The 18,475-nt window shown below is 70.6% G+C and carries 19 protein-coding genes; 6 read left to right on the plus strand and 13 right to left on the minus strand.

What is annotated here, in order from left to right; all coding sequences use genetic code 11:
- Positions 1-2: 2 nt before the first annotated feature.
- Together FBY40_RS04405 and FBY40_RS04410 are read left to right on the plus strand one after the other, a co-directional pair.
- Positions 3-386 (plus strand): YidH family protein, encoded by a 384-nt coding sequence (locus FBY40_RS04405; RefSeq protein ID WP_141936730.1) that lies wholly within the window; start codon positions 3-5, stop codon positions 384-386.
- Positions 383-730, plus strand: a complete 348-nt coding sequence (locus tag FBY40_RS04410; protein ID WP_141936732.1) for a DUF202 domain-containing protein — start codon at positions 383-385, stop codon at positions 728-730. Before FBY40_RS04405 ends, FBY40_RS04410 begins: the two co-directional genes overlap by 4 nt.
- Here the strand turns inward: FBY40_RS04410 and FBY40_RS04415 are convergent, their stop codons facing one another.
- From FBY40_RS04415 to FBY40_RS04425, 3 genes are read right to left on the minus strand one after another with little or no spacing between them, the layout of a single operon-like run.
- Positions 731-1,801, minus strand: coding sequence for a threonine aldolase family protein (locus FBY40_RS04415; protein WP_141936734.1), 1,071 nt, complete (start codon positions 1,799-1,801; stop codon positions 731-733).
- 24 nt (positions 1,802-1,825) lie between these two features.
- Positions 1,826-2,500, minus strand: coding sequence for an SDR family NAD(P)-dependent oxidoreductase (locus tag FBY40_RS04420; RefSeq protein WP_141936736.1), 675 nt, complete (start codon positions 2,498-2,500; stop codon positions 1,826-1,828).
- Positions 2,493-3,899 (minus strand): DUF6421 family protein, encoded by a 1,407-nt coding sequence (locus FBY40_RS04425; protein ID WP_141936738.1) that lies wholly within the window; start codon positions 3,897-3,899, stop codon positions 2,493-2,495. Before FBY40_RS04425 ends, FBY40_RS04420 begins: the two co-directional genes overlap by 8 nt.
- Positions 3,900-3,987: 88 nt before the next feature.
- Between FBY40_RS04425 and FBY40_RS04430 the strand changes: the two genes are divergently transcribed.
- Entirely contained in the window at positions 3,988-4,488 is a 501-nt protein-coding gene (locus FBY40_RS04430) for an Lrp/AsnC family transcriptional regulator (protein WP_141936740.1), read from the plus strand.
- Complete coding sequence (locus tag FBY40_RS04435; protein ID WP_235014566.1) at positions 4,485-5,429, plus strand: diacylglycerol/lipid kinase family protein; 945 nt, start codon at positions 4,485-4,487, stop codon at positions 5,427-5,429. Before FBY40_RS04430 ends, FBY40_RS04435 begins: the two co-directional genes overlap by 4 nt.
- A gap of 125 nt (positions 5,430-5,554) precedes the next feature.
- Here FBY40_RS04435 and FBY40_RS04440 read toward each other — a convergent pair whose 3' ends face one another.
- From FBY40_RS04440 to FBY40_RS04485, 10 genes are all read right to left on the minus strand, one after another.
- Entirely contained in the window at positions 5,555-7,087 is a 1,533-nt protein-coding gene (locus tag FBY40_RS04440; protein WP_141936742.1) for a CoA-acylating methylmalonate-semialdehyde dehydrogenase, read from the minus strand.
- 52 nt (positions 7,088-7,139) lie between these two features.
- A complete protein-coding gene (locus FBY40_RS04445) occupies positions 7,140-8,477 on the minus strand; it encodes an aspartate aminotransferase family protein (protein WP_141936744.1) in 1,338 nt (445 codons plus the stop codon).
- Positions 8,478-8,626: 149 nt separating this feature from the next.
- On the minus strand, positions 8,627-8,824 hold the full coding sequence (locus FBY40_RS04450) for a hypothetical protein (RefSeq protein ID WP_141936747.1): 198 nt from the start codon (positions 8,822-8,824) through the stop codon (positions 8,627-8,629).
- 177 nt (positions 8,825-9,001) lie between these two features.
- The gene (locus FBY40_RS04455) at positions 9,002-10,165 is read right to left on the minus strand and encodes an ABC transporter substrate-binding protein (RefSeq protein WP_141936749.1); all 1,164 of its coding nucleotides are present in this window, start codon (positions 10,163-10,165) and stop codon (positions 9,002-9,004) included.
- A 96-nt stretch (positions 10,166-10,261) separates the two neighbouring features.
- Positions 10,262-11,041, minus strand: coding sequence for an ABC transporter permease (locus FBY40_RS04460; protein ID WP_141936750.1), 780 nt, complete (start codon positions 11,039-11,041; stop codon positions 10,262-10,264).
- Entirely contained in the window at positions 11,038-11,877 is an 840-nt protein-coding gene (locus FBY40_RS04465; protein ID WP_141936753.1) for an ABC transporter ATP-binding protein, read from the minus strand. The genes FBY40_RS04460 and FBY40_RS04465 overlap by 4 nt, the downstream gene beginning before the upstream one ends.
- Positions 11,874-12,833, minus strand: coding sequence for an ABC transporter permease (locus tag FBY40_RS04470; RefSeq protein WP_141936755.1), 960 nt, complete (start codon positions 12,831-12,833; stop codon positions 11,874-11,876). Before FBY40_RS04470 ends, FBY40_RS04465 begins: the two co-directional genes overlap by 4 nt.
- A 7-nt stretch (positions 12,834-12,840) precedes the next feature.
- Positions 12,841-13,857, minus strand: a complete 1,017-nt coding sequence (locus tag FBY40_RS04475) for a TIGR03842 family LLM class F420-dependent oxidoreductase (RefSeq protein ID WP_141940014.1) — start codon at positions 13,855-13,857, stop codon at positions 12,841-12,843.
- A gap of 67 nt (positions 13,858-13,924) precedes the next feature.
- The gene (gene hydA, locus FBY40_RS04480; RefSeq protein WP_141936757.1) at positions 13,925-15,358 is read right to left on the minus strand and encodes a dihydropyrimidinase; all 1,434 of its coding nucleotides are present in this window, start codon (positions 15,356-15,358) and stop codon (positions 13,925-13,927) included.
- A 31-nt stretch (positions 15,359-15,389) separates the two neighbouring features.
- Positions 15,390-16,238 carry a nitrilase-related carbon-nitrogen hydrolase gene (locus FBY40_RS04485; protein WP_141936758.1) on the minus strand — a complete coding sequence of 283 codons (849 nt, stop codon included), beginning with the start codon at positions 16,236-16,238 and terminating at the stop codon, positions 15,390-15,392.
- 246 nt (positions 16,239-16,484) lie between these two features.
- Between FBY40_RS04485 and FBY40_RS04490 the strand changes: the two genes are divergently transcribed.
- Both FBY40_RS04490 and FBY40_RS04495 read left to right on the plus strand, forming a co-directional pair.
- On the plus strand, positions 16,485-17,663 hold the full coding sequence (locus FBY40_RS04490; RefSeq protein ID WP_141936760.1) for a sensor histidine kinase: 1,179 nt from the start codon (positions 16,485-16,487) through the stop codon (positions 17,661-17,663).
- Positions 17,660-18,316 (plus strand): response regulator transcription factor, encoded by a 657-nt coding sequence (locus FBY40_RS04495; RefSeq protein ID WP_141936761.1) that lies wholly within the window; start codon positions 17,660-17,662, stop codon positions 18,314-18,316. Before FBY40_RS04490 ends, FBY40_RS04495 begins: the two co-directional genes overlap by 4 nt.
- The last annotated feature ends 159 nt before the right edge of the window (positions 18,317-18,475 follow it).

Raw genomic sequence — 18,475 nt, forward strand, 5'->3', positions numbered from 1 at the left:
CCGTGTCGACCCCGCGTGATCCTCGTGGCCGCCGCCGCTTCCCGGCCGCCGTGTTCCGTTACGGCGCCGAGCCCGACGCACGCTTCACCCTCGCCAACGAGCGCACCTTCCTTGCCTGGATCCGCACCGCGCTCGCCCTCATCGCCGGCGGGGTCGCCCTCGAACTCCTCGGGCTGCAACTCCACCCGGGACTGCGGCTGGCAGCGAGCCTGGTGCTGGTGATCGTCGGGGTTGCCGTCCCCGGCCTCGCCTGGCTGAGCTGGATCCGCACCGAGAGGGCGCTCCGCGAGGCCGAGCCCCTGCCGTCGTCGCTTCTCGGGCCCGTGATCGCCGCCGCCGTCACGGTCGCCGGGGCCTTGGTGCTGCTGTCGATCCTGCTGGCATGAGCACGCTGTTCGACCCCGGCCTCCAGCCCGAACGCACCGAGCTCGCGTGGCGCCGCACGGCCCTCGCGTTCGGCGTCGGCTCGATCGTGGCGATGCGTCTCATCCCGGCCGTCTTCGGCAGCGCCTGGTGGGTGCTGGTGGGCGTGGCGGGCCTGGTCGCCTCCGGCGCGCTCTGGGTGTCCGCCGAGCGGCGGTACCGCGCCGTCAACGGCATCCTGCGCCGCGAGGGCGATCGGGGGCGGATGCCGGGGGCCGGCCTCCTGCTGGCGCTCACCCTCTGTGCGTCCGGGGCCGGGCTCCTCAGCCTCGCCGTCGTGGTCGTCGTCGCGCTCGCGCCCGGCTGATCAGGCGTCGCGGGTCAGGCGCGACAGCTCCACCACGAAGGCGTCGACGTCTGCCTCGGTGGTGTCGAACGAGCACATCCAGCGCACCTCGCGGCGGGCGGCGTCCCAGTCGTAGAAGCGGAACTTCTGTCGCAGCTGGTCGGCGACCCCCTCGGGGAGGATCGCGAAGACGCCGTTGGCCTGGGTGGGCTGGGTGAACTCCACCCCGGCGATGGCCCCGTCGGCCAGGCCCGCCTCGACCCCGCCGCGCAGGCGCTGGGCCATGGCGTTGGCGTGACGGGCGTTCCGCAGCCACAGATCGCCCTCCAGGAGGGCCACCAGCTGCGCCGAGACGAAGCGCATCTTGCTCGCGAGCTGCATGTTGAGCTTGCGCAGATAGGTCAGCCCCGCCGAGGCCTCCGGGTCGAGCACGACGATCGCCTCGCCCAGCATCGCACCGTTCTTGGTGCCGCCGAAGCTCACCACGTCGACGCCGACGTCGCGCGTGAACGCCCGCACCGGGAGATCGAGCGCGGCGGCGGCGTTGGCGATGCGCGCCCCGTCGAGGTGCAGCCGCATCCCGAGCGGGTGGATGTGGTCGGCGATCGCCCGGATCTCGTCCGGGGTGTACAGGGTGCCGAGCTCGGTGGACTGCGTGATCGAGACGACGAGCGGCTGGGCGCGGTGCTCGTCGCCCCAGCCCCACGCCTCGCGGTCGATCAGTTCCGGGGTGAGCTTGCCGTCATCGGTGGGGACGGTGAGGAGCTTGATCCCCGCGACCCGTTCGGGCGCGCCGCCCTCGTCGACGTTGATGTGCGCGCTGGATGCCGCGATCACCGCGCCCCAGCGGGGGAGCATCGACTGCAGACCCACCACGTTGGCCCCGGTGCCGTTGAACACCGGGAACGCCTCGACGCCCTCGCCGAAGTGGGCGGTGAACACCTGCTGGAGACGTTCGGTGTAGACGTCCTCGCCGTAGGAGATCTGGTGGCCCTCGTTGGCGGCGGCGATGGCCGCGAGCACCTCGGGGTGGATGCCGGAGTAGTTGTCCGAGGCGAAGCCGCGCACGGCGGTGTCGTGGATGGTCGTCACGTCGATCAAGCCTAGGCGCACGGATCAGGCGTCGAGCGTGACGACCTCGTCGTTCACCGACGACGCCTCGGCGGCGAACAGCGAGACGAACGCGGTGGCGACGCGCTCCTCGAGACCCTCGAGGCTCTTCACGCGGAAGATCACCGCGGCGCTCGACGCCGGCTCGCCGGCATCCCTCGCCGCCTTCGCCAGGCCCTGCGCGACGGCACGGGTCCATGCCTCGCTCGCCGCCTTCACCGCGGCGTAATTCGCACCGCCGGCGAGGGGCCGCGCGACCGCCGTCGAGGAGATCATCGCCAGCCGCCCGACGGGGGAGGCCACCAGATCGTCGAAGAACGCGCGCGTGGTGTGGCGAAGCGCGGTGAGCGAGGTCTCGAGCACGCGGTAATCGTGGTCGCTCTGCCCGGCCAGCCCGCCGCCGCCGCGCCACCCCCCGACGAGATGGAGGATGCCGTCGAGGCGGCCGTGCGCGGCGTGCAGCCGCTGTGCGAATTCGCGGACCTCCGCCTCGTCGCTGAGGTCGACCGTCTCGGTCGACACGCCGGGAACGGCGGACGCGAGGGCGGCGAGCTTGTCGGGGTCGCGGCCGGCGACGACCACGTGCGCCCCCGCGGCGACGAGGGCCTCGGCCGCCACCCGACCGACCGTGCTCGTGCCGCCGGCGAGCAGCACGACCCGGCCGGCGACGGTGTCAGTCATCCGTCCCCCGGATTCCGGCGGTCGACTCGATCACCGGACGCATCTTCTTCTCCAGGGCCTCGTAGAACATCGACAGCGGGAACTCGTCATCCAGAACCGCGTCGGTGTAGCCCTTCGGCGCTCCCGAGAGGATGTCGTCGGGCAGGCCCCGTGCCCAGCGCGACGCGGGGTGCGGGGTGAGGGTCTGGCGCACCAGATCGTAGGCGGCCAGCCAGTGGGCGGTCTTCGGCCGGTCGATCGAGCGCCAGTACAGCTCGTCGATCGCGTCGCCGAGGGCGACGACCGCGGCGGGCACGCCGTCCCAGTCGAAGGCGAGCGACGTGTCGGTCCACTGCAGCACACCGCGCTGGTGGAGCCACGCGAACAGCAGCTGGCCGCCGAGTCCGTCGTAGTTGCGCACCCGCGAGCCGGTGATGGCGAAGCGGAAGATGCGGTCGAAGATCACCGCGTACTGCACCAGCACCGCGTGCTCGAGCGTCTCGGCGTCGGTGTCGTCGAGCGTCTCGCCGGCCTCGACCCGCGCCCGCAGCCGCGCGGTGAGAGCGACGCACTCGCGGAAGGCGGTGAGGTCGCACCGCAGTTCCTCCAGCGAGTAGAGGAAGTACGGCATGCGCTGCTTGATCATGAACGGGTCGAAGGGCAGGTCGCCGCGCATGTGGGTGCGGTCGTGGATGAGGTCCCACATGACGAAGGTCTTCTCGGTCAGCCGCTGGTCGTCGAGCATGCGCGCGGCATCGGCGGGCAGCTCGAGCTTCGTGATCTCGGCGGCGGCCCGGGTGACCCGGCGATAGCGGGCGGCCTCACGGTCCTGGAAGATCGCGCCCCAGGTGAAGGTCGGGATCTCGCGCATCGCCACCGTCTCGGGGAAGAGCACCGCGCTGTTGGTGTCGTAACCGGGGGTGAAATCCAGCAGCCGCAGCGACAGGAAGAGGCGGTTGGTGTACTCGGTCTCGAGCTGGGCGATGAACTCGGGCCAGATCACCTCGACGAGGACGGCTTCCAGGTGCCGGTTCGGTGAGCCGTTCTGCGTGTACATCGGGAAGACGACGAGGTGGCGCAAGCCGTCGACCCGGTGCTGCTGCGGCTGGAAGGCGACCAGGGAGTCGAGGAAGTCCGGCTCGGCGAAGCCGCCGTCGGCCCAGCGTCGGAGGTCGACGACGGATGCCGCGAGATAGTCCTCGTCGTGGGGGAAGCGCGGTGCGAGGGCGGTGATGGCCTCGGCGACGGCGGTCACGAGCTCGCGGGCCCGCGCGTGCACCTGCGGATCGGGAATCGAGCCGTCCTTCACTTGGAGGCCCTGGATCTCGATGGCTGCCGCTTTCAGGGCCAGCCACTCCGACGAGGTCTCGACTCCGGACGCGGACAAGGATGCCGCGGGCGCAGGGATGACGGTGCTCATGCGCCTCAGTATAGGAAACATTCCTGCCTAGCAACATTCTGACAGGAGGAAATCCTGTCGACCCCGGGCGCACTGCTACGCTCAGGGCATGACCGGAGGCGAAGCGCACGGCCCGGGAACCCGCCTCGACGACGACATCGACGTCGGCATCGTCTCGGTCGTGAGCGCCAACGCCCGCGCGACGCTGGCCGAGCTGTCCGCCGCGGTCGGCCTTTCGGTGTCGGCGGTGCAGACCCGCCTGCGGCGCCTGGAGGCGCGTGGCGTCATCACCGGGTATCGGGCGCAGGTCGACGCCGAAGCGGTCGGCAAGCCCCTCTCGGCGTTCGTGGAGATCACCCCGCTCGACCCCGGTCAGCCCGACGACGCCCCCGAGCGACTGGAGCACCTCGCCGAGATCGAGGCCTGCCATTCCATCGCCGGCGACGCCAGCTACATCCTCTTCGTCCGCGTCGAGAGCCCGCGCCATCTCGAGGCGCTGATCCGCGACATCCGTGCCGCCGCCCAGGTGAACACCCGCACCACCGTCGTGCTGCAGACCTTCTACGAGAACCGGCCGATCCGGGTGCCGCGGGGTACGGTCGACGGATGACGACCGACGGTTCGGGCCTGCTCATCCTCCGCAACAGCCGGTCGGGGACAGCGGTGATCCGCACCGACCCCGCCGAGCTGTTCGCCGAGCGCCTTCCCGCGGCGCGCGTGCACGAGTTGGACGAGGGTGAGGATCTGGCGGATGTCGTCGACGCGGCGTTCGCGGGAGGCGACGCGCCGACGGCGCTCGGCATCTACGGCGGAGACGGATCGGTCTCGCGCATGGCGGGCCTGGCTCGGCAGCACGGCGTCCCGCTGCTGGTGATGCCGGGGGGCACCTTCAACCACTTCGCCCGGTCGGCAGGCCTCGAGGACGTCGAGATCGCGGTCGAGGCGTTTCTCGCGGGTGACACCGTCGAGGTGAGCGCGATGGAGGTCCGCGAAGGCGAGGGGGAATCGGTGCTCGCCCTCAACGCCGCGTCGGTCGGCGCCTATCCCGAGCTGATCGAGGAGCGCGACAAACGGCGTCGGCGGCTCGGGAAGTGGCTCGGCGGCATCGTCGCCGCGTGGCGGACGATGCGCACCGCCGAGCCGCTCGTGGTCATCCGCGACGGCCGGCGCGCGCGCGTCTGGTCGGTCTTCGTCGGCGTGGGAACGAACGACCCGAAGCGGGTCGCGACGATGCAGCGCGAGAACCTCGAGGATCCCGTCCTCGACATCCGCATCCATCACGCCCGCGGCACGCGTCTCCGCGCGATCGCCTCGCTCGCCTTCGGCAAGCGGACGGCGGCGGTCCTGCGCGCGGTGCGGCTCATGCCCGCCGAGCGCGACGTCGAACGCCTCCTCGAGACCGGATTCGAGATGACCGTGCGGCCGGGGCCGGGCCACCCCGAGGTGTGGGTGCACGACGGCGAGCTGGAGGAGCCGCGCGGCGAGGAGTTCACGCTGCGCTTCACCGCGGTCGCCGCCGCGCTGACGGTCTTCGCACCGCGCCCCGACTGACCCCGCGCCGCCCGCCTCCCCTTCCTCATCCGCGAGAGTGCAACGGGGCGCCGAGGATGCGGGAAGACCCCGGATTCTCGGCGCCCAGATGCACTCTCGCGAAGGAGGGTGGAGGGCGTCTCGCGTCAGGAGTGCTGGGGGAAGCCCAGGTTGATGCCCCCGTGCGACGGGTCGAGCCACCGGCTCGTCACCGCCTTCTCCTGCGTGAAGAAGTCGAACCCGTGCGGGCCGTACGCCTTGGCGTCGCCGAACAGCGACGCCTTCCACCCGCCGAAGGAGTGGTAGGCGACCGGCACCGGGATCGGCACGTTCACGCCGATCATCCCCACCTGCACCTCGTGCTGGAACCGCCGGGCTGCGCCCCCGTCGTTGGTGAAGATCGCGGTGCCGTTGCCGAAGGCGCCGGAGTTGATCAGCTCCAGTCCCTCCTCGTAGCCGTCCACGCGCACGACCGAGAGCACCGGTCCGAAGATCTCGTCGCGGTACGCCGCCGAGGAGGTGGGCACCCTGTCGATGAGGGTCGGTCCGACCCAGAATCCGTTGGGGTCGCCGTCGACCTCGATGCCGCGTCCGTCGACCACGACGTCCGCGCCGTCCCCGGCGGCGACGTCGACGTACGACGAGACCTTGTCGCGGTGCGCGGCGGTGATCACCGGACCCATGTCGCAGCCGCGCGTGCCGTCGCCGGTGCGCAGCGTCGCCATCCGCTCCGAGATCTTCGCCACCAGCGCGTCGGCGACGGCGTCGACGGCGAGGACGACCGAGATCGCCATGCACCGCTCGCCCGCCGATCCGAAGCCGGCGTTCACCGCTGCATCGGCGGCGAGGTCGAGGTCGGCGTCGGGGAGGACCAGCATGTGGTTCTTCGCCCCGCCGAGGGCCTGCACGCGCTTGCCGTGGCGGGTTCCGGTCTCGTAGACGTAACGGGCGATCGGGGTGGACCCGACGAACGAGATCGCGCGGACCTCGGGGTGTTCGAGCAGGGCGTCCACGGCCACCTTGTCGCCGTGGACGACGTTGAGCACGCCGTCGGGCAGGCCCGCCTCGGTGAGGCGCTCGGCCATCCAGTTCGCCGCCGTCGGGTCCTTCTCGCTGGGCTTGAGCACCACGGCGTTCCCCGCTGCGAGGGCGATCGCGAAGAACCACATCGGCACCATCGCGGGGAAGTTGAACGGGCTGATGATCCCGACGACGCCGAGGGGCTGACGCAGGGTGTACACGTCGATGCCGGTCGAGACGTTCTCGGAGTACGCGCCCTTGGTCAGGTGACCCAGGCCGCACGCGAACTCCACGACCTCGAGGCCGCGCGCGATCTCGCCCTGCGCGTCGGAGATCACCTTGCCGTGCTCGGAGGTGAGGATCGCGGCGAGCTCGTCCTTGCGCTGATTGACCAGCTCGCGGAAGGCGAACATCACCTGCTGCCGTTTGGCGATGCTGGCGTTCTTCCACTCCGCTGCGGCAGCCGAGGCGACCTGGACGACGTGGTCGACGTCGTCGGCGGTGGCGAAGCGCACCTCCTTCTGCACCGCGCCGAGCGCGGGGTTGTACACCGGGCCGGTGCGGTCGCCCGCTCCCGCCCAGGGGGCGCCTCCCACCCAGTGATCGAGGATCGCGGTCGCGGACGGCGTCGTCTGCTCCAGAGTCGTGGTGTCGGTCATCTCATCCTTTCGGTGGGTCCCCTCGTGAGGGACACGTGGTTCGAGTGTGTCGTCAGAGGCGCACGGTCGCGAGCGCGGCGTCGTAGATCTCCAGCGCTTCGGCGACCTCGTCGGCGGTGACCACGCAGGGCGGCACGACGTGGATGCGGTTGTCGGCGGTGAACGGCAGCAGGCCCCGCGCCATCAGGTCTTTCTTCAGCGCGCCGATGCCCGAGGCCGGCAGCGGCTCGCGGGTCTCGCGGTCGGCGACCAGCTCCATCGCCCAGAACACGCCCTCGCCGCGTACCTCGCCGATGACCTCGTGCTTCTCGGCGAGGGCGAGGAGCCCAGGGCCGATCGCTTCGGCGCCCATGCGGCGGGCGTTGTCGACGATGCCCTCCGACTCCATCGCATCCAGGGCCGCGATGATGGATGCCGCGGCGAGCGGGTGTCCGCTGTAGGTGAGCCCGCCGGGGAAGACCCGCTCGTCGAACGTGGCGGCGATCTCGTCGGAGATGATCACCCCGCCGACCGGCACGTAGCCGGAGTTGACACCCTTGGCGAAGGTGATGAGGTCGGGCACCACGTCGTAGCCGTCGAACGCGAACCAGCGGCCGGTGCGTCCGAAGCCCGCCATGACCTCATCGAGGATGAGGAGGATGCCGTAGCGGTCGGCGAGTTCGCGCACCCCGGCGAGGTAGCCCGGCGGCGGCAGCAGCACCCCGGCGGTGCCGGGCACAGATTCCAGCAGCAGAGCGGCGATGCTCGCCGGCCCTTCGGCCTGGATGACGCGTTCGAGGTGGTGGAGCGCCCGTGCGCTCTCCTCTTCGGGCGTCGTCGCCCAGAACTCCGAGCGGTAGAGATACGGGCCGAAGAAGTGCACGTGCCCGCGGGCGTACTCGTTCGGGATGCGACGCCAGTCGCCGGTCGCGACGATCGCCGCCCCCGTGTTGCCGTGGTACGAGCGGTAGGTCGACAGCACCTTCTCACGTCCCACCTCGCCCTTGGCGGCGGCGTGGAGGCGCGCCATCCGGATGGCGTTCTCGATCGCATCCGCTCCGCCGTTGGTGAAGAACACCCGGTTCATCCCCTCGGGGGCGCGGGCGACGATGCGGGCGGCGGCCTCGCCGCGCTGCAGGTTGGCCGTCGCGGGACCGATGGTCGCCAGGCGCCCGGCCTGCTCCTGGATGGCGGCGACCACCGCGGGATGCTGGTGACCGATGTTGACGTTGACGAGCTGGCTCGAGAAGTCCAGCATCCGATTGCCGGCGTGATCCCAGACCGTCGTCCCCGACCCGCCGGCGATGACGGGAAGGTCGAGCCCGGCCTGCGCCGACCACGAGTGGAAGACATGCGCGCGATCGAGCTCCTTGGCTCGGACGTCGAGATCGGTCTGGATGTCGGTGGTCATGCTGTCTCCTCATCGATGAGTGCGGTCTCACCCGCGAGACCGCACTGCGGCGACGAGACCCACTGCGGCGAACGTCGTCTCGGCGCGCATATGCAGTCTCGCTGATCGCGGGCGTGTTGGGGAGAGGGTCGCGCCGAGCCGGCTCCGTCTCAGGCGCCGAGGAGCATGAGCGCGTGGTAGAGCACGTACGCCGGCCACACGATCGCCTGGAGGAGTCCGAGGATGAACCCCCAGAACGATCCGTCCGACACCGAGACGAAGTAGATGGCCGCGCCGATGTACGCCAGGAAGAAGAAGAAGCCCCACGCGCCGGAGTTCACGACGGTGACACGACTGTCTGATGCCACGAGCTGACCTCACTTCCCCCTCGCCTCGGGCGGTCACGTCGATGATCGCGAGGCAGGCGTCGTCGCGCCGGGCCCAAGGTCCCGCGAGACTGCACTGCGGCGTCGAGACCGATCGCGGCGCGCTCGGTCTCGACGTGCACATGCAGCCTCGCGGAAGATGGTGCGGGTGGCGGTGGATCAGTTGCCGCCCTCCTGCAGCTCGACCTCGATGGGCTCGAAGGACTCGCCGAACACGTCGACGCCGTCGGCCTCCAGCTCATCGAGCGCCTGCTGGATGTACTGGTTGTCGTATGCCGTCGCCGGAGGCTCTTCGGTGATGAGCCGCGCACCGGTCTCGTTGACGGCGGCGAGGGCGCCCTCGACGGTCTGAGTCCACGCCGCTTCGTCGATGATTCCGATGCCGTCCGCCGCGGGCCAGATGAGCTTGTTGGTCTCGTTCATCATCCACAGCTCGTGGCTCGGGCCCCAGCCCGACCCCGACGCGAGGGTGATGTCGGCGGCCTCCTCGGGATTGTCGCGCGCAAACGCCCACCCCTTGATGACGGCCTTCAGGAACGCCACGGCCGTCTCGGCGTACGCCTCGTCGGACTCCAGACGCTCGGTGTCGGCCCAGATGGCGTCCTGCAGCATGGCTCCGACGGTGTCCTGGTAGCTGATGACCGAGAAGTCCTCGGGCTGGTACAGCTCGCCGGTGTCGGGGTCGACGGTCTCGAGCAGCTGGGCGTACTCGTTGTAGGTCATCGCCTGCGCCGCGTCGATGTCGCCCTGCAGGAAGGCGTTCATGTTGAAGTCCTGCGTGATGATCTCCACGGTCGTGGAGTCCAGACCCTCGGCGGCCATCGCCGCGAAGATCTCCCACTCGTTGCCGAACCCCCACGAGCCGATCCGCTTGCCCTCGAAGTCGGCGACCGACTCGATGCCCGCGTCGGCCCACGAGACCTGGAGGGTGCCCGAGCGCTGGAAGATCTGGGCGATGTTCGTGAGGTTGGCGCCCGCCTCGATCGAGCCGAGCACCTTGGGCACCCAGGCGATGGCGAAGTCGACGTCGCCGGCGGCGAGGGCGTCCTGCGGCACGATGTCGCCGCCGGACGGGATGATCTCCACCTCCAGACCCTCTTCTTCGAAGAAGCCCTGGTCGGCGGCGGCGAAGTAGCCGGCGAACTGCGCCTGCGGCAGCCACTGCAGCTGGAGCGTCACCGGGGTCAGCTCGTCGTCGGAGCCGCCGCCCGAGGCGTCACCCGAACCCGAATCAGAGCCGCCGCCCGAGCAGGCGGTGAGGACGAGCGCCGCAGTCAGCGCGGCTGCTCCGGCCGCGAGCACGCGGCGTGTGCTGTGTCTCATGATGGTTCCCTTCGAATCCCTTCCGGGATCACGTCGTGCGATGGGATGGTGCGGTGCCGGCCCCGCCGGGTGCGGGGACGCTGTCGGGGGCGGGCGTCATCGCGCACCTCCGGGAGAGATGCGGCGCAGGACCAGACGTTCGAGCGCCGCGGTGACCAGGAAGAACACGAGCCCCAGCGCGATGGCCGCGGCGACATAGGCCCAGGCGCGCGCATACGCGCTCGTGGCGGCCGAGGTGGAGATGAAGCTCCCCAGGCCCCCGCGCGGCCCGCCGAAGTACTCGGCCACCAGGGCGGAGATGACCGCGAGCGAGCTGGCGATCCGGATGCCGGTGAGAAGGAACGGCGCGGCCGTCGGCAGCGTCACCACGCGGAAGGCCTGCGACGAGCTGGCGGCGTAGCTGCGCATGAGGTCGCGGTGCACCGGGCGGGTCTGACGAAGGCCGCGGAGGGTGTTGACGAAGACGGGAACGAACGACGCCAGAGCCGCGATCGCCTGGCGCCCGAACTGGCTGTCGGCACCGAACATCGAGTTCAGCACCGGGGCCAGCGCCACGATCGGCACGACCGCGAGTGCGGCGACGACCGGCGCCGACATCCCGTCGACGGCCTGCCACCGTGCGGCGAGGGCCGCGAGCAGCACAGCGAGGACGGTGCCGACGACGAGTCCCAGGAGCGCGTTCGTTCCGGTGACGAGGGTCGCGTCGGCGATCGCGGGGGCGAAGGCGATGAACTCCTCCGCGATGGCCGCGGGACTGGGAAGCAGGTAGTCCGAGACGCCGACGACCCCGACCAGCAGCTGCCACACGCCGAGGAAGATCAGCCCGACGACGATCGGGGCGATGATCCGGAGGCGCTCGGCGGTTGCGGCTGTCATCGCATCTCCCGGGTCGCGGCGCGCTCGCCGTCGGTCTCGCCGTGGAGGGCCGCGCGCACAGCGGTCACGCTGTCGAAGAAGACGGATGCCTCGCGCAGGGCCTCGTCGCGACGGGTGGCCCCGAAGCTCACATCCACCACCGAGGTGATCCGCCCCGGGCGTGGCGACATGACGACCACCCGATCCGAGAGGAAGACCGCCTCGGGGATGGAGTGGGTGACGAAGACGACGGCCGCGCCGGTCTCGGTCGCGATGCGCGCGAGCTCGGTCTGCATGCGCTCGCGCGTCATCTCGTCCAGGGCGCCGAACGGCTCATCCATCAGCAGCAGCCGCGGCTGCTCGGCGAGGGCGCGCGCGATCGCGACGCGCTGCTGCATCCCTCCTGACAGCTGGTCGGGGTACCGGTCGGCGAAGTCGGTGAGTCCGACCATCTCGGTGAGCTCGGTCACGCGCGTTCGCCGATCGGCGGCGCCGACGCCGTGGATCTCCAGGGGCAGAGCGATGTTCGCCGCCACGGTGCGCCAGGGCAGGAGACCCGCCTGCTGGAAGGCGATGCCGTAGTCCTGGTCGCGGCGGGCGCGGGAGGGGTCTTTGCCGAAGACCTCGATGTGCCCCGACGATGCCGTGTCGAGGTCGGCGATGAGCCGCAGGAGCGTCGACTTTCCGCACCCGGACGGACCGATCAGCGACACGAACTCGCCGGGGGCGACGGTGAGGTCGACCGCGGTGAGAGCCTGCACCTCGCCCGATGCCGAGGCGAAGGTCTTGGTCACGTCGGTCACCGAGACCGCCGCTGTCGCGGTGACCGGTGGGGCGGTGGGGGTGGGGGCGCTCATGCGGTGACCTCGCCTCGTCGATAGTTCTTCAGGATGACGCCGAGGACCGCGATCGATCCGGCGGCGATGAGCCCGAGAGCCACAGCGCCGAAGATCGGGCCCCAGGCCTTGGCGGGGTCGCCCGAGGCCTGGCCGGCGAACTGGATGAGGAGCCGGCCGATCCCGCCCTGGAGGCCCGTGGACACCTCGGCGACGACCGCGCCGACGACGGCGTTCGCCGCCCCGAGACGCAGGGCCGGAAGGAGGTAGGGCACCGCGGCCGGGAGCCGCAGGCGCCACAGGGTCTGCCAGTATCCGGCGGAGTAGGTGTGGAAGAGCTCGGCGTGGAGGCGCTCCGGGGACTGCAGCCCGCGGAGGGCGCCGACGGCGATGGGGAAGAACGCGAGGTAGGAGGCGATCACGGCCACCGACATCCAGTCCTGCCACTGAGCGCCGGCGATCTCGATCCGAGACCCCCAGCTGCGGACGATCGGCGCAAAGGCGATCAGCGGGACGGTCTGGCTGAGGATGATCCAGGGGAGAAGTCCCCACTCCGCCAGCTGCCAGCGCTGCATCACCAGGGCGAGCGCCATGCCGATCACAAGGCCCACGAGCCATCCGGCCGCCGCGATCCCCAGCGTGGTGAGGGCCGCGAGGGCCACCGCCGCCCAGAGCGGGGGAGAGCCGTCCTGCCGGGTGACGGGTTCTGCCAGACGGATCACCATGTCCCAGACGTGGGGCATGGCGAGGTCGGTGGTGCGCGGGAGGATGCGCACGTCGCCGACGATCACCCCGTTCTCGGGCGCGAGGAGCTTGTACACCTCCCAGAGCAGGATGACGGCGGCGACGCCGACGACGCCCCAGAGCCACGCCGCGCCCCGGCGCCCGCCCCGGCGTCCGCCGGGGCGGGCGGCACGGACCGAGGTGGACCGGGCCGCGGCGGTGACGACGTCGGGAGCGACATCCGTTCTCGTCATCCCGACCTCACTTCTTGGCCGCCACGTGCGCCTGCAGGGCCGGGATCACGGTCTCGCCGTAGACGCGGAGGGTCTCCTCCTTGTTGTCGTGCTGCAGGTACCCCGCGAACTGGGTGACCCCGAGGGCCCGGAGCTGCTCGAGTTTGGCGATGTGCTCCTCGGCGGTGCCGAGGATGCAGAACCGCTCGACGATCTCGTCGGGCACGAAGTCGACGTGGTCGTTGTCGGCCTTGCCGTGGGTGTTGTAGTCGTAGCCGGTGCGTCCCGCGATGTACTCGGTGAGCGCATCGGGAACGGCCCCGTGCTGGCCGTACTTGGCCACGATGTCGGCGACGTGGTTGCCGACCATGCCCCCGAACCACCGGCACTGCTCGCGCATGTGCGCGCGGTCGGTGCCGATGTACATGGGCGCCGCCACGCAGAACGCGATGCTGTCGGGGTCGCGGCCGGCGGCCTCGGCGGCCTCGCGCACCGTGGTGATCATCCACGCGGCGATGTCGAGGTCGGCCAGCTGCAGGATGAAGCCGTCGCCGACCTCCCCGGTGAGCTTGAGGGCGAGGGGACCGTAGGCGGCGACCCACACGTCGAGCTCCGACCCGCGGCTCCAGGGGAACTGCAGGGTGGCGCCGTTGTACTCCACCGGGCGCGAGTTGCCGAGCTCGCGGATGACGTGGATCGACTCCCGCAGCTCCTTCAGCGTCGTCGGCTTGCCGTTCGTCACCCGCACGGCCGAGTCGCCCCGGCCGATGCCGCAGATGGTGCGGTTGCCATACATCTCGTTGAGGGTCGCGAACACCGAGGCGGTGACCGTCCAGTCGCGGGTGGCCGGGTTCGTCACGAACGGCCCGACGATGACGCGCGTGGTCTCGGCGAGGATCGCCGAGTGGATGACGTACGGCTCCTGCCACAGCAGGTGCGAGTCGAAGGTCCACACGTGACTGAACCCGTGCGCCTCGGCGAGCTTCGCCAGCTGCACGGTGCGGGCCGCGGGCGGGTTGGTCTGCAGGACGACACCGAAGTCCATGGCCGTCACACCTTCCGGTCGTTGAGCGAGCGAAGCGAGACGAAACGCCCGACGGGAGCAGGCGCGCTCATACGAGGTACTGGCTCAGGCCACGGCGCAGGTACTGCCCGTCGCCCTTGCTGCCGTGGTACATGCCGCCGTCGACGATGACCTTGCCGCGGGAGATGACGGTGTCGACGTGACCGTCGACCTCGAAGCCCTCCCACGCCGAATGATCCATGTTCATGTGGTGACTGGCCGCCGAGATGGTGGTGTGTCCGTGGGGGTCGTAGACCACGACATCGCCGTCGGCACCGGGCTGGATCACCCCCTTCTTGCCGTACAGGCCGAACATCCGCGCCGGGGTCGTGGAGGTCAGCTCCACCCAGCGCTCGAGCGTGATCTTCCCGGTGACGACGCCCTGGTACATGAGGTCCATGCGGTGCTCGACGGAGCCGATCCCATTGGGGATTGCGCGGAAGTCATCCTTCCCCAGCTCCTTCTGCCCCTTCATGCAGAACGGGCAGTGGTCGGTGGAGACCATCTGGATGTCGTTCGTGCGCAGGGCTTGCCACATGTGGTGCTGATGACCCTCGCTGCGGCTGCGCAGCGGCGTGGAGCACACCCACTTCGCACCCTCGAACTGACCCCACTCCTCGCTGAACGCGCCCAGCTGCTCCTCGAGCGAGAGGTAGAGGTACTGCGGGCAGGTCTCGCCGAAGACGTTCCAGCCCTGGTCGCGCGCCCAGGCCAGCTGGTCCACGGCCTGCTTGGCGCTGACGTGCACCACGTACAGCGGGGCGCCGGTGAGGTTCGCCAGCATGATCGCGCGGTGGGTGGCCTCCTCCTCCATCTGCCACGCGCGGGCGATGCCGTGGTAGTACGGCGCCTTCTTGCCGACCTCGGCGAGCTGGGCGGCCAGCACGTCGATGGCGGGGCCGTTCTCGGCGTGCATCATCGTCAGCAGGCCCGTGTCGGCCGACTTCTGCATCGCCCGCAGGATCTGGGCGTCGTCGGAGTAGAACACCCCGGGGTAGGCCATGAAGAGCTTGAAGCTCGTCACCCCCTCGTCGATGAGGGAGTCCATCGCCCGGAGCGAGTCGTCGTCGACCCCGCCGATGATCTGGTGGAACCCGTAATCGATCGCGCAGTTGCCGGCGGCCTTGTCGTGCCATGCGGCGAGTCCGTCTTCGACGCGCTCGCCGTAGCGCTGCACGGCGAAGTCGATGATGCTCGTCGTCCCGCCCCACGCGGCGGCGCGCGTGCCGGTCTCGAAGGTGTCCGAGGCGGCGGTGCCCCCGAAGGGCAGCTCCATGTGGGTGTGGGCGTCGATGCCGCCCGGAATCACGTACTTACCGGTCGCGTCGATGACGGTGTCGACGGATGCCGCCAGGTCGGTGCCCAGCAGCTGCGAACCGGGTGCCAGCACCGCGACGATGGTCTCGCCGTCGATGAGCACGTCGGCCTCGCCGCGGCCGGTCGCGGAGACGACGGTGCCTCCGGTGATGAGTGTGGTGGTCATGCTCGATCCCTTCCTGCGTGCGCTGCGCGACTCACGGCTTCGCGATCCGGGTGTACGAGTCGGGACGGCGATCGCGATAGAACTGCCAGTCGTCGCGCATCTCCCGCACCATCTCCATGTCGAGGTCGCGCACGAGGATCTCCTCCTCGGTGCCCGAGCCGCGCTCGCCGACGAAGTTGCCGCGCGGGTCGATCACCTGGCTGGTGCCGTAGAAGTCCACGGCGAGGTCGCCGTACTCGTTGTCCTCGCGGCCCACCCGGTTGGGCTGCAGCACGAAGTAGCCGTTGGCGACCGCGGCCGCGGGTCCCTCCACCTCCCAGAGCCGGTTGGACAGGCCGGGCTTGGTGGCGTTGGGGTTGAACACCATGTGCGCGTCGGCGAGGCCGAGTTCGCGCCATCCCTCGGGGAAGTGCCGGTCGTAGCAGATGTACATGCCGATCCGGCCGACGGCGGTGTCGAAGACGGGGTAGCCGAGGTTCCCCGGACGGAAGTAGAACTTCTCCCAGAACCGGTCGAGGTGCGGGAGGTGGTGCTTGCGGTACTTCCCGAGGATGGTGCCGTCGGCATCGACCAGCACCGCGGTGTTGTAGTAGACCCCGGTCTCGGCCTCCTCGTAGATGGGGAGGACCATCACCGTGCCCAGCTCCTTGGCGACCGCGGCGAAGCGCTGCACGATCGGGCCGTCGGCGGCCTCGGCGAAGCGGTAGTACTTCTTGTCCTGCGTGATCCCGAAGTAGGGGCCGTAGAACAGCTCCTGGAAGCACACCACCTGTGCGCCCTGAGCGGCGGCATCCCGGGCGAAGCCCTCGTGCTTGTCGAGCATCGACGCCTTGTCGCCGGTCCACGTGGTCTGTGTGATCGCTGCGCGCACCATCGTCATCTACGCATCTCCATCCGTGTCGTCCAGTACTTCTTCGTGCTGACGCCGACGGGGACCGGTGTCGGGACCGTCCGGTGAGTACTCACCCCGTGGACTGATCCTTCTTCCCAGACGTTTCCCGCCGGTTTCGGCCTGTGTCCGGACAGTAAAGCCTCGGGCCGCGCGCCCACAAGGGGCGGTCGCCGCGTCGCGGAGATACATCGGAGGACGGATGCCACGCGGCATCCACTCCTCTACCGTGAAACGGTGTTCCGACCGCTTCGTCCCCTCCAGACCGCGACCGACATCGCGCTGGCGGCCGGTTTCTTCTTCGTCGCCGTCGTCTTCGAGCTGAACGCGGGTGTCGGGGTGGTCGGACCGCCCACCGGGACGCTGGCGGTGCTCGGCGTCATCGGTTACGTGCTGCTGTTCAGCGTGGCGCTGGGGTTCCGCCGGTTCTCGCCGGGGGTCGCCCTGGCGCTGGCGTGGGCGGGCGCCCTTCTGCAGATGAGCCTGCTGCGCGGGCCGAGCCTGGTCGACTTCGCGATCTTCGGGGTGCTCTACGCCACGGCGGCCTACGGGAGCATCCGGGTGTTCTGGGCCGGGCTCGCGTCGGCGGTGACGGGCGCCGTCGTCATCACCCTCTATCTGTACCTCGGGCCGCTCTACTCCGCGCCCCTCGACCTCTCGGTGCTCCCCATCGCGGTGATCGTGCTCGGGGGATCCACCTTCGCGCTGATGCTCGCCTGGACCTGCGGCGCCCTCGTGCGCACCGCGCGGCGCGCGCGCGAGAACCGCCTCGCCCGGGAGCGCGCCGAAGAGGAGGCGCGGTCGGAGTTCGAGCGCGCGCGGATCGCGCGCGACATGCACGACGTCGTCGCCCACTCGCTGGCGGTAGTCGTCGCTCAGGCCGATGGGGCGCGGTACGCCGCGGCGGCCGATCCGCAGGCGGCGACGGCCGCCCTGCAGACGATCTCGTCGACGGCTCGCGCCGCGCTCGCCGACGTGCGGCTGCTCCTGACGCAGCTGCGCCACAGCCAGGGCGACGGCCCGCAGCCGGGCCTGGCCGACCTCGAGGAGCTGTGGGCGCAGGTGCGCGCCGCGGGGGTCGACCTGCGCGTCGACATCGACCCCGCCCCGCCGGGCGAGCCGCCGGCATCGGTGCAGATCGCCGTCTACCGCATCCTGCAGGAGGCGTTGACGAACGCGCTGCGGCACGGGCGCGGCGAAGTCTCCGTGCGGCTGGGGTGGCACGCCGATCGCGTGGAGCTCGCGGTGCGCAACGCCAGGGCGGTCGACGGTGCGCCATCGGCCGACGGCCCACGGGGCCACGGCGTGATCGGCATGCGCGAGCGCGCCCAGCTGGTGGGCGGGCGGCTGGAGGCCGGCGAGGACGGTGACGACTGGGTCGTCTCGGCGACGGTGCCGATCGGGGCGACCGTATGAGCGGGGGCGACGGGGCGATCCGCGTCGTGCTGGTGGACGATCAGGCGCTGTTCCGCGCGGGGATTCGCATGGTGGTCGATTCCCAGCCCGACCTCGAGGTCGTCGGCGAAGCCGCCGACGGGCGCGAGGCGCTCGCGGTCGTGCGGGCGGCACGGCCCGACGTGGTGCTGATGGACATCCGGATGCCGGTGATGGACGGCCTCGCCGCCACCGCCGAGCTGCTGCGCGACCCTGATCCGCCGCGCGTGGTGATGCTGACGACGTTCGACCTCGACGAGGCGGCGGCGCGGGCGATCCGCGGGGGAGCGAGCGGCTTCCTGCTCAAGGACGCCGACCCCGAGTTCCTCCTGGCCGCGATCCGCACCGTCCACGCGGGGTCGGCGGTGATCGCCGCATCGGCGACCCGTGATCTGTTCGCCCGGTTCGCCGACGCCGCGCCGCGCCCCGTTCCTCCCGCGTACGGCGGTCTCACCGAGCGCGAGCGAGAGATCTTCGCGCTCGCCGCGCGGGGGCTCTCCAATGCCGAGATCGCCGCCCGGGAGTACCTCTCGGAGGCCACGGTCAAGACGCACATCAGTCGCATCCTGACCAAGCTCGCGCTCCGCGATCGCGTGCAGCTGGTGGTCTTCGCCTTCGAGCACGGCCTGGCCTGAGCGCGCCGCGCGAGGCGTGGGCGGACTGCGTGCCGGGTCGAGGTGGCGCAGATGGTCGCGTTCGGCTGTTGCGGCCGACCATCTGTGCCACCTGAGTGCGTGGGCCCTTATCGAGGTGTCGCGGATGGTCGCGTTCGGCTGTTGCAGCCGACCATCTGT

The sequence above is a fragment of the Microbacterium sp. SLBN-154 genome (genome assembly GCF_006715565.1).
Taxonomy (GTDB): Bacteria; Actinomycetota; Actinomycetes; order Actinomycetales; family Microbacteriaceae; genus Microbacterium.

Coding starts and splice junctions, on each gene's coding strand:
- FBY40_RS04445 (WP_141936744.1), bottom strand. CDS start 8,477: ATGACCACCGACATCCAGACCGATCTCGACGTCCGAGCCAAGGAGCTC.
- FBY40_RS04430 (WP_141936740.1), top strand. CDS start 3,988: ATGACCGGAGGCGAAGCGCACGGCCCGGGAACCCGCCTCGACGACGAC.
- hydA (WP_141936757.1), bottom strand. CDS start 15,358: ATGACCACCACACTCATCACCGGAGGCACCGTCGTCTCCGCGACCGGC.
- FBY40_RS04425 (WP_141936738.1), bottom strand. CDS start 3,899: ATGAGCACCGTCATCCCTGCGCCCGCGGCATCCTTGTCCGCGTCCGGA.
- FBY40_RS04455 (WP_141936749.1), bottom strand. CDS start 10,165: ATGAGACACAGCACACGCCGCGTGCTCGCGGCCGGAGCAGCCGCGCTG.
- FBY40_RS04435 (WP_235014566.1), top strand. CDS start 4,485: ATGACGACCGACGGTTCGGGCCTGCTCATCCTCCGCAACAGCCGGTCG.
- FBY40_RS04440 (WP_141936742.1), bottom strand. CDS start 7,087: ATGACCGACACCACGACTCTGGAGCAGACGACGCCGTCCGCGACCGCG.
- FBY40_RS04485 (WP_141936758.1), bottom strand. CDS start 16,238: ATGACGATGGTGCGCGCAGCGATCACACAGACCACGTGGACCGGCGAC.
- FBY40_RS04470 (WP_141936755.1), bottom strand. CDS start 12,833: ATGACGAGAACGGATGTCGCTCCCGACGTCGTCACCGCCGCGGCCCGG.
- FBY40_RS04465 (WP_141936753.1), bottom strand. CDS start 11,877: ATGAGCGCCCCCACCCCCACCGCCCCACCGGTCACCGCGACAGCGGCG.
- FBY40_RS04475 (WP_141940014.1), bottom strand. CDS start 13,857: ATGGACTTCGGTGTCGTCCTGCAGACCAACCCGCCCGCGGCCCGCACC.
- FBY40_RS04495 (WP_141936761.1), top strand. CDS start 17,660: ATGAGCGGGGGCGACGGGGCGATCCGCGTCGTGCTGGTGGACGATCAG.
- FBY40_RS04410 (WP_141936732.1), top strand. CDS start 383: ATGAGCACGCTGTTCGACCCCGGCCTCCAGCCCGAACGCACCGAGCTC.
- FBY40_RS04460 (WP_141936750.1), bottom strand. CDS start 11,041: ATGACAGCCGCAACCGCCGAGCGCCTCCGGATCATCGCCCCGATCGTC.
- FBY40_RS04420 (WP_141936736.1), bottom strand. CDS start 2,500: ATGACTGACACCGTCGCCGGCCGGGTCGTGCTGCTCGCCGGCGGCACG.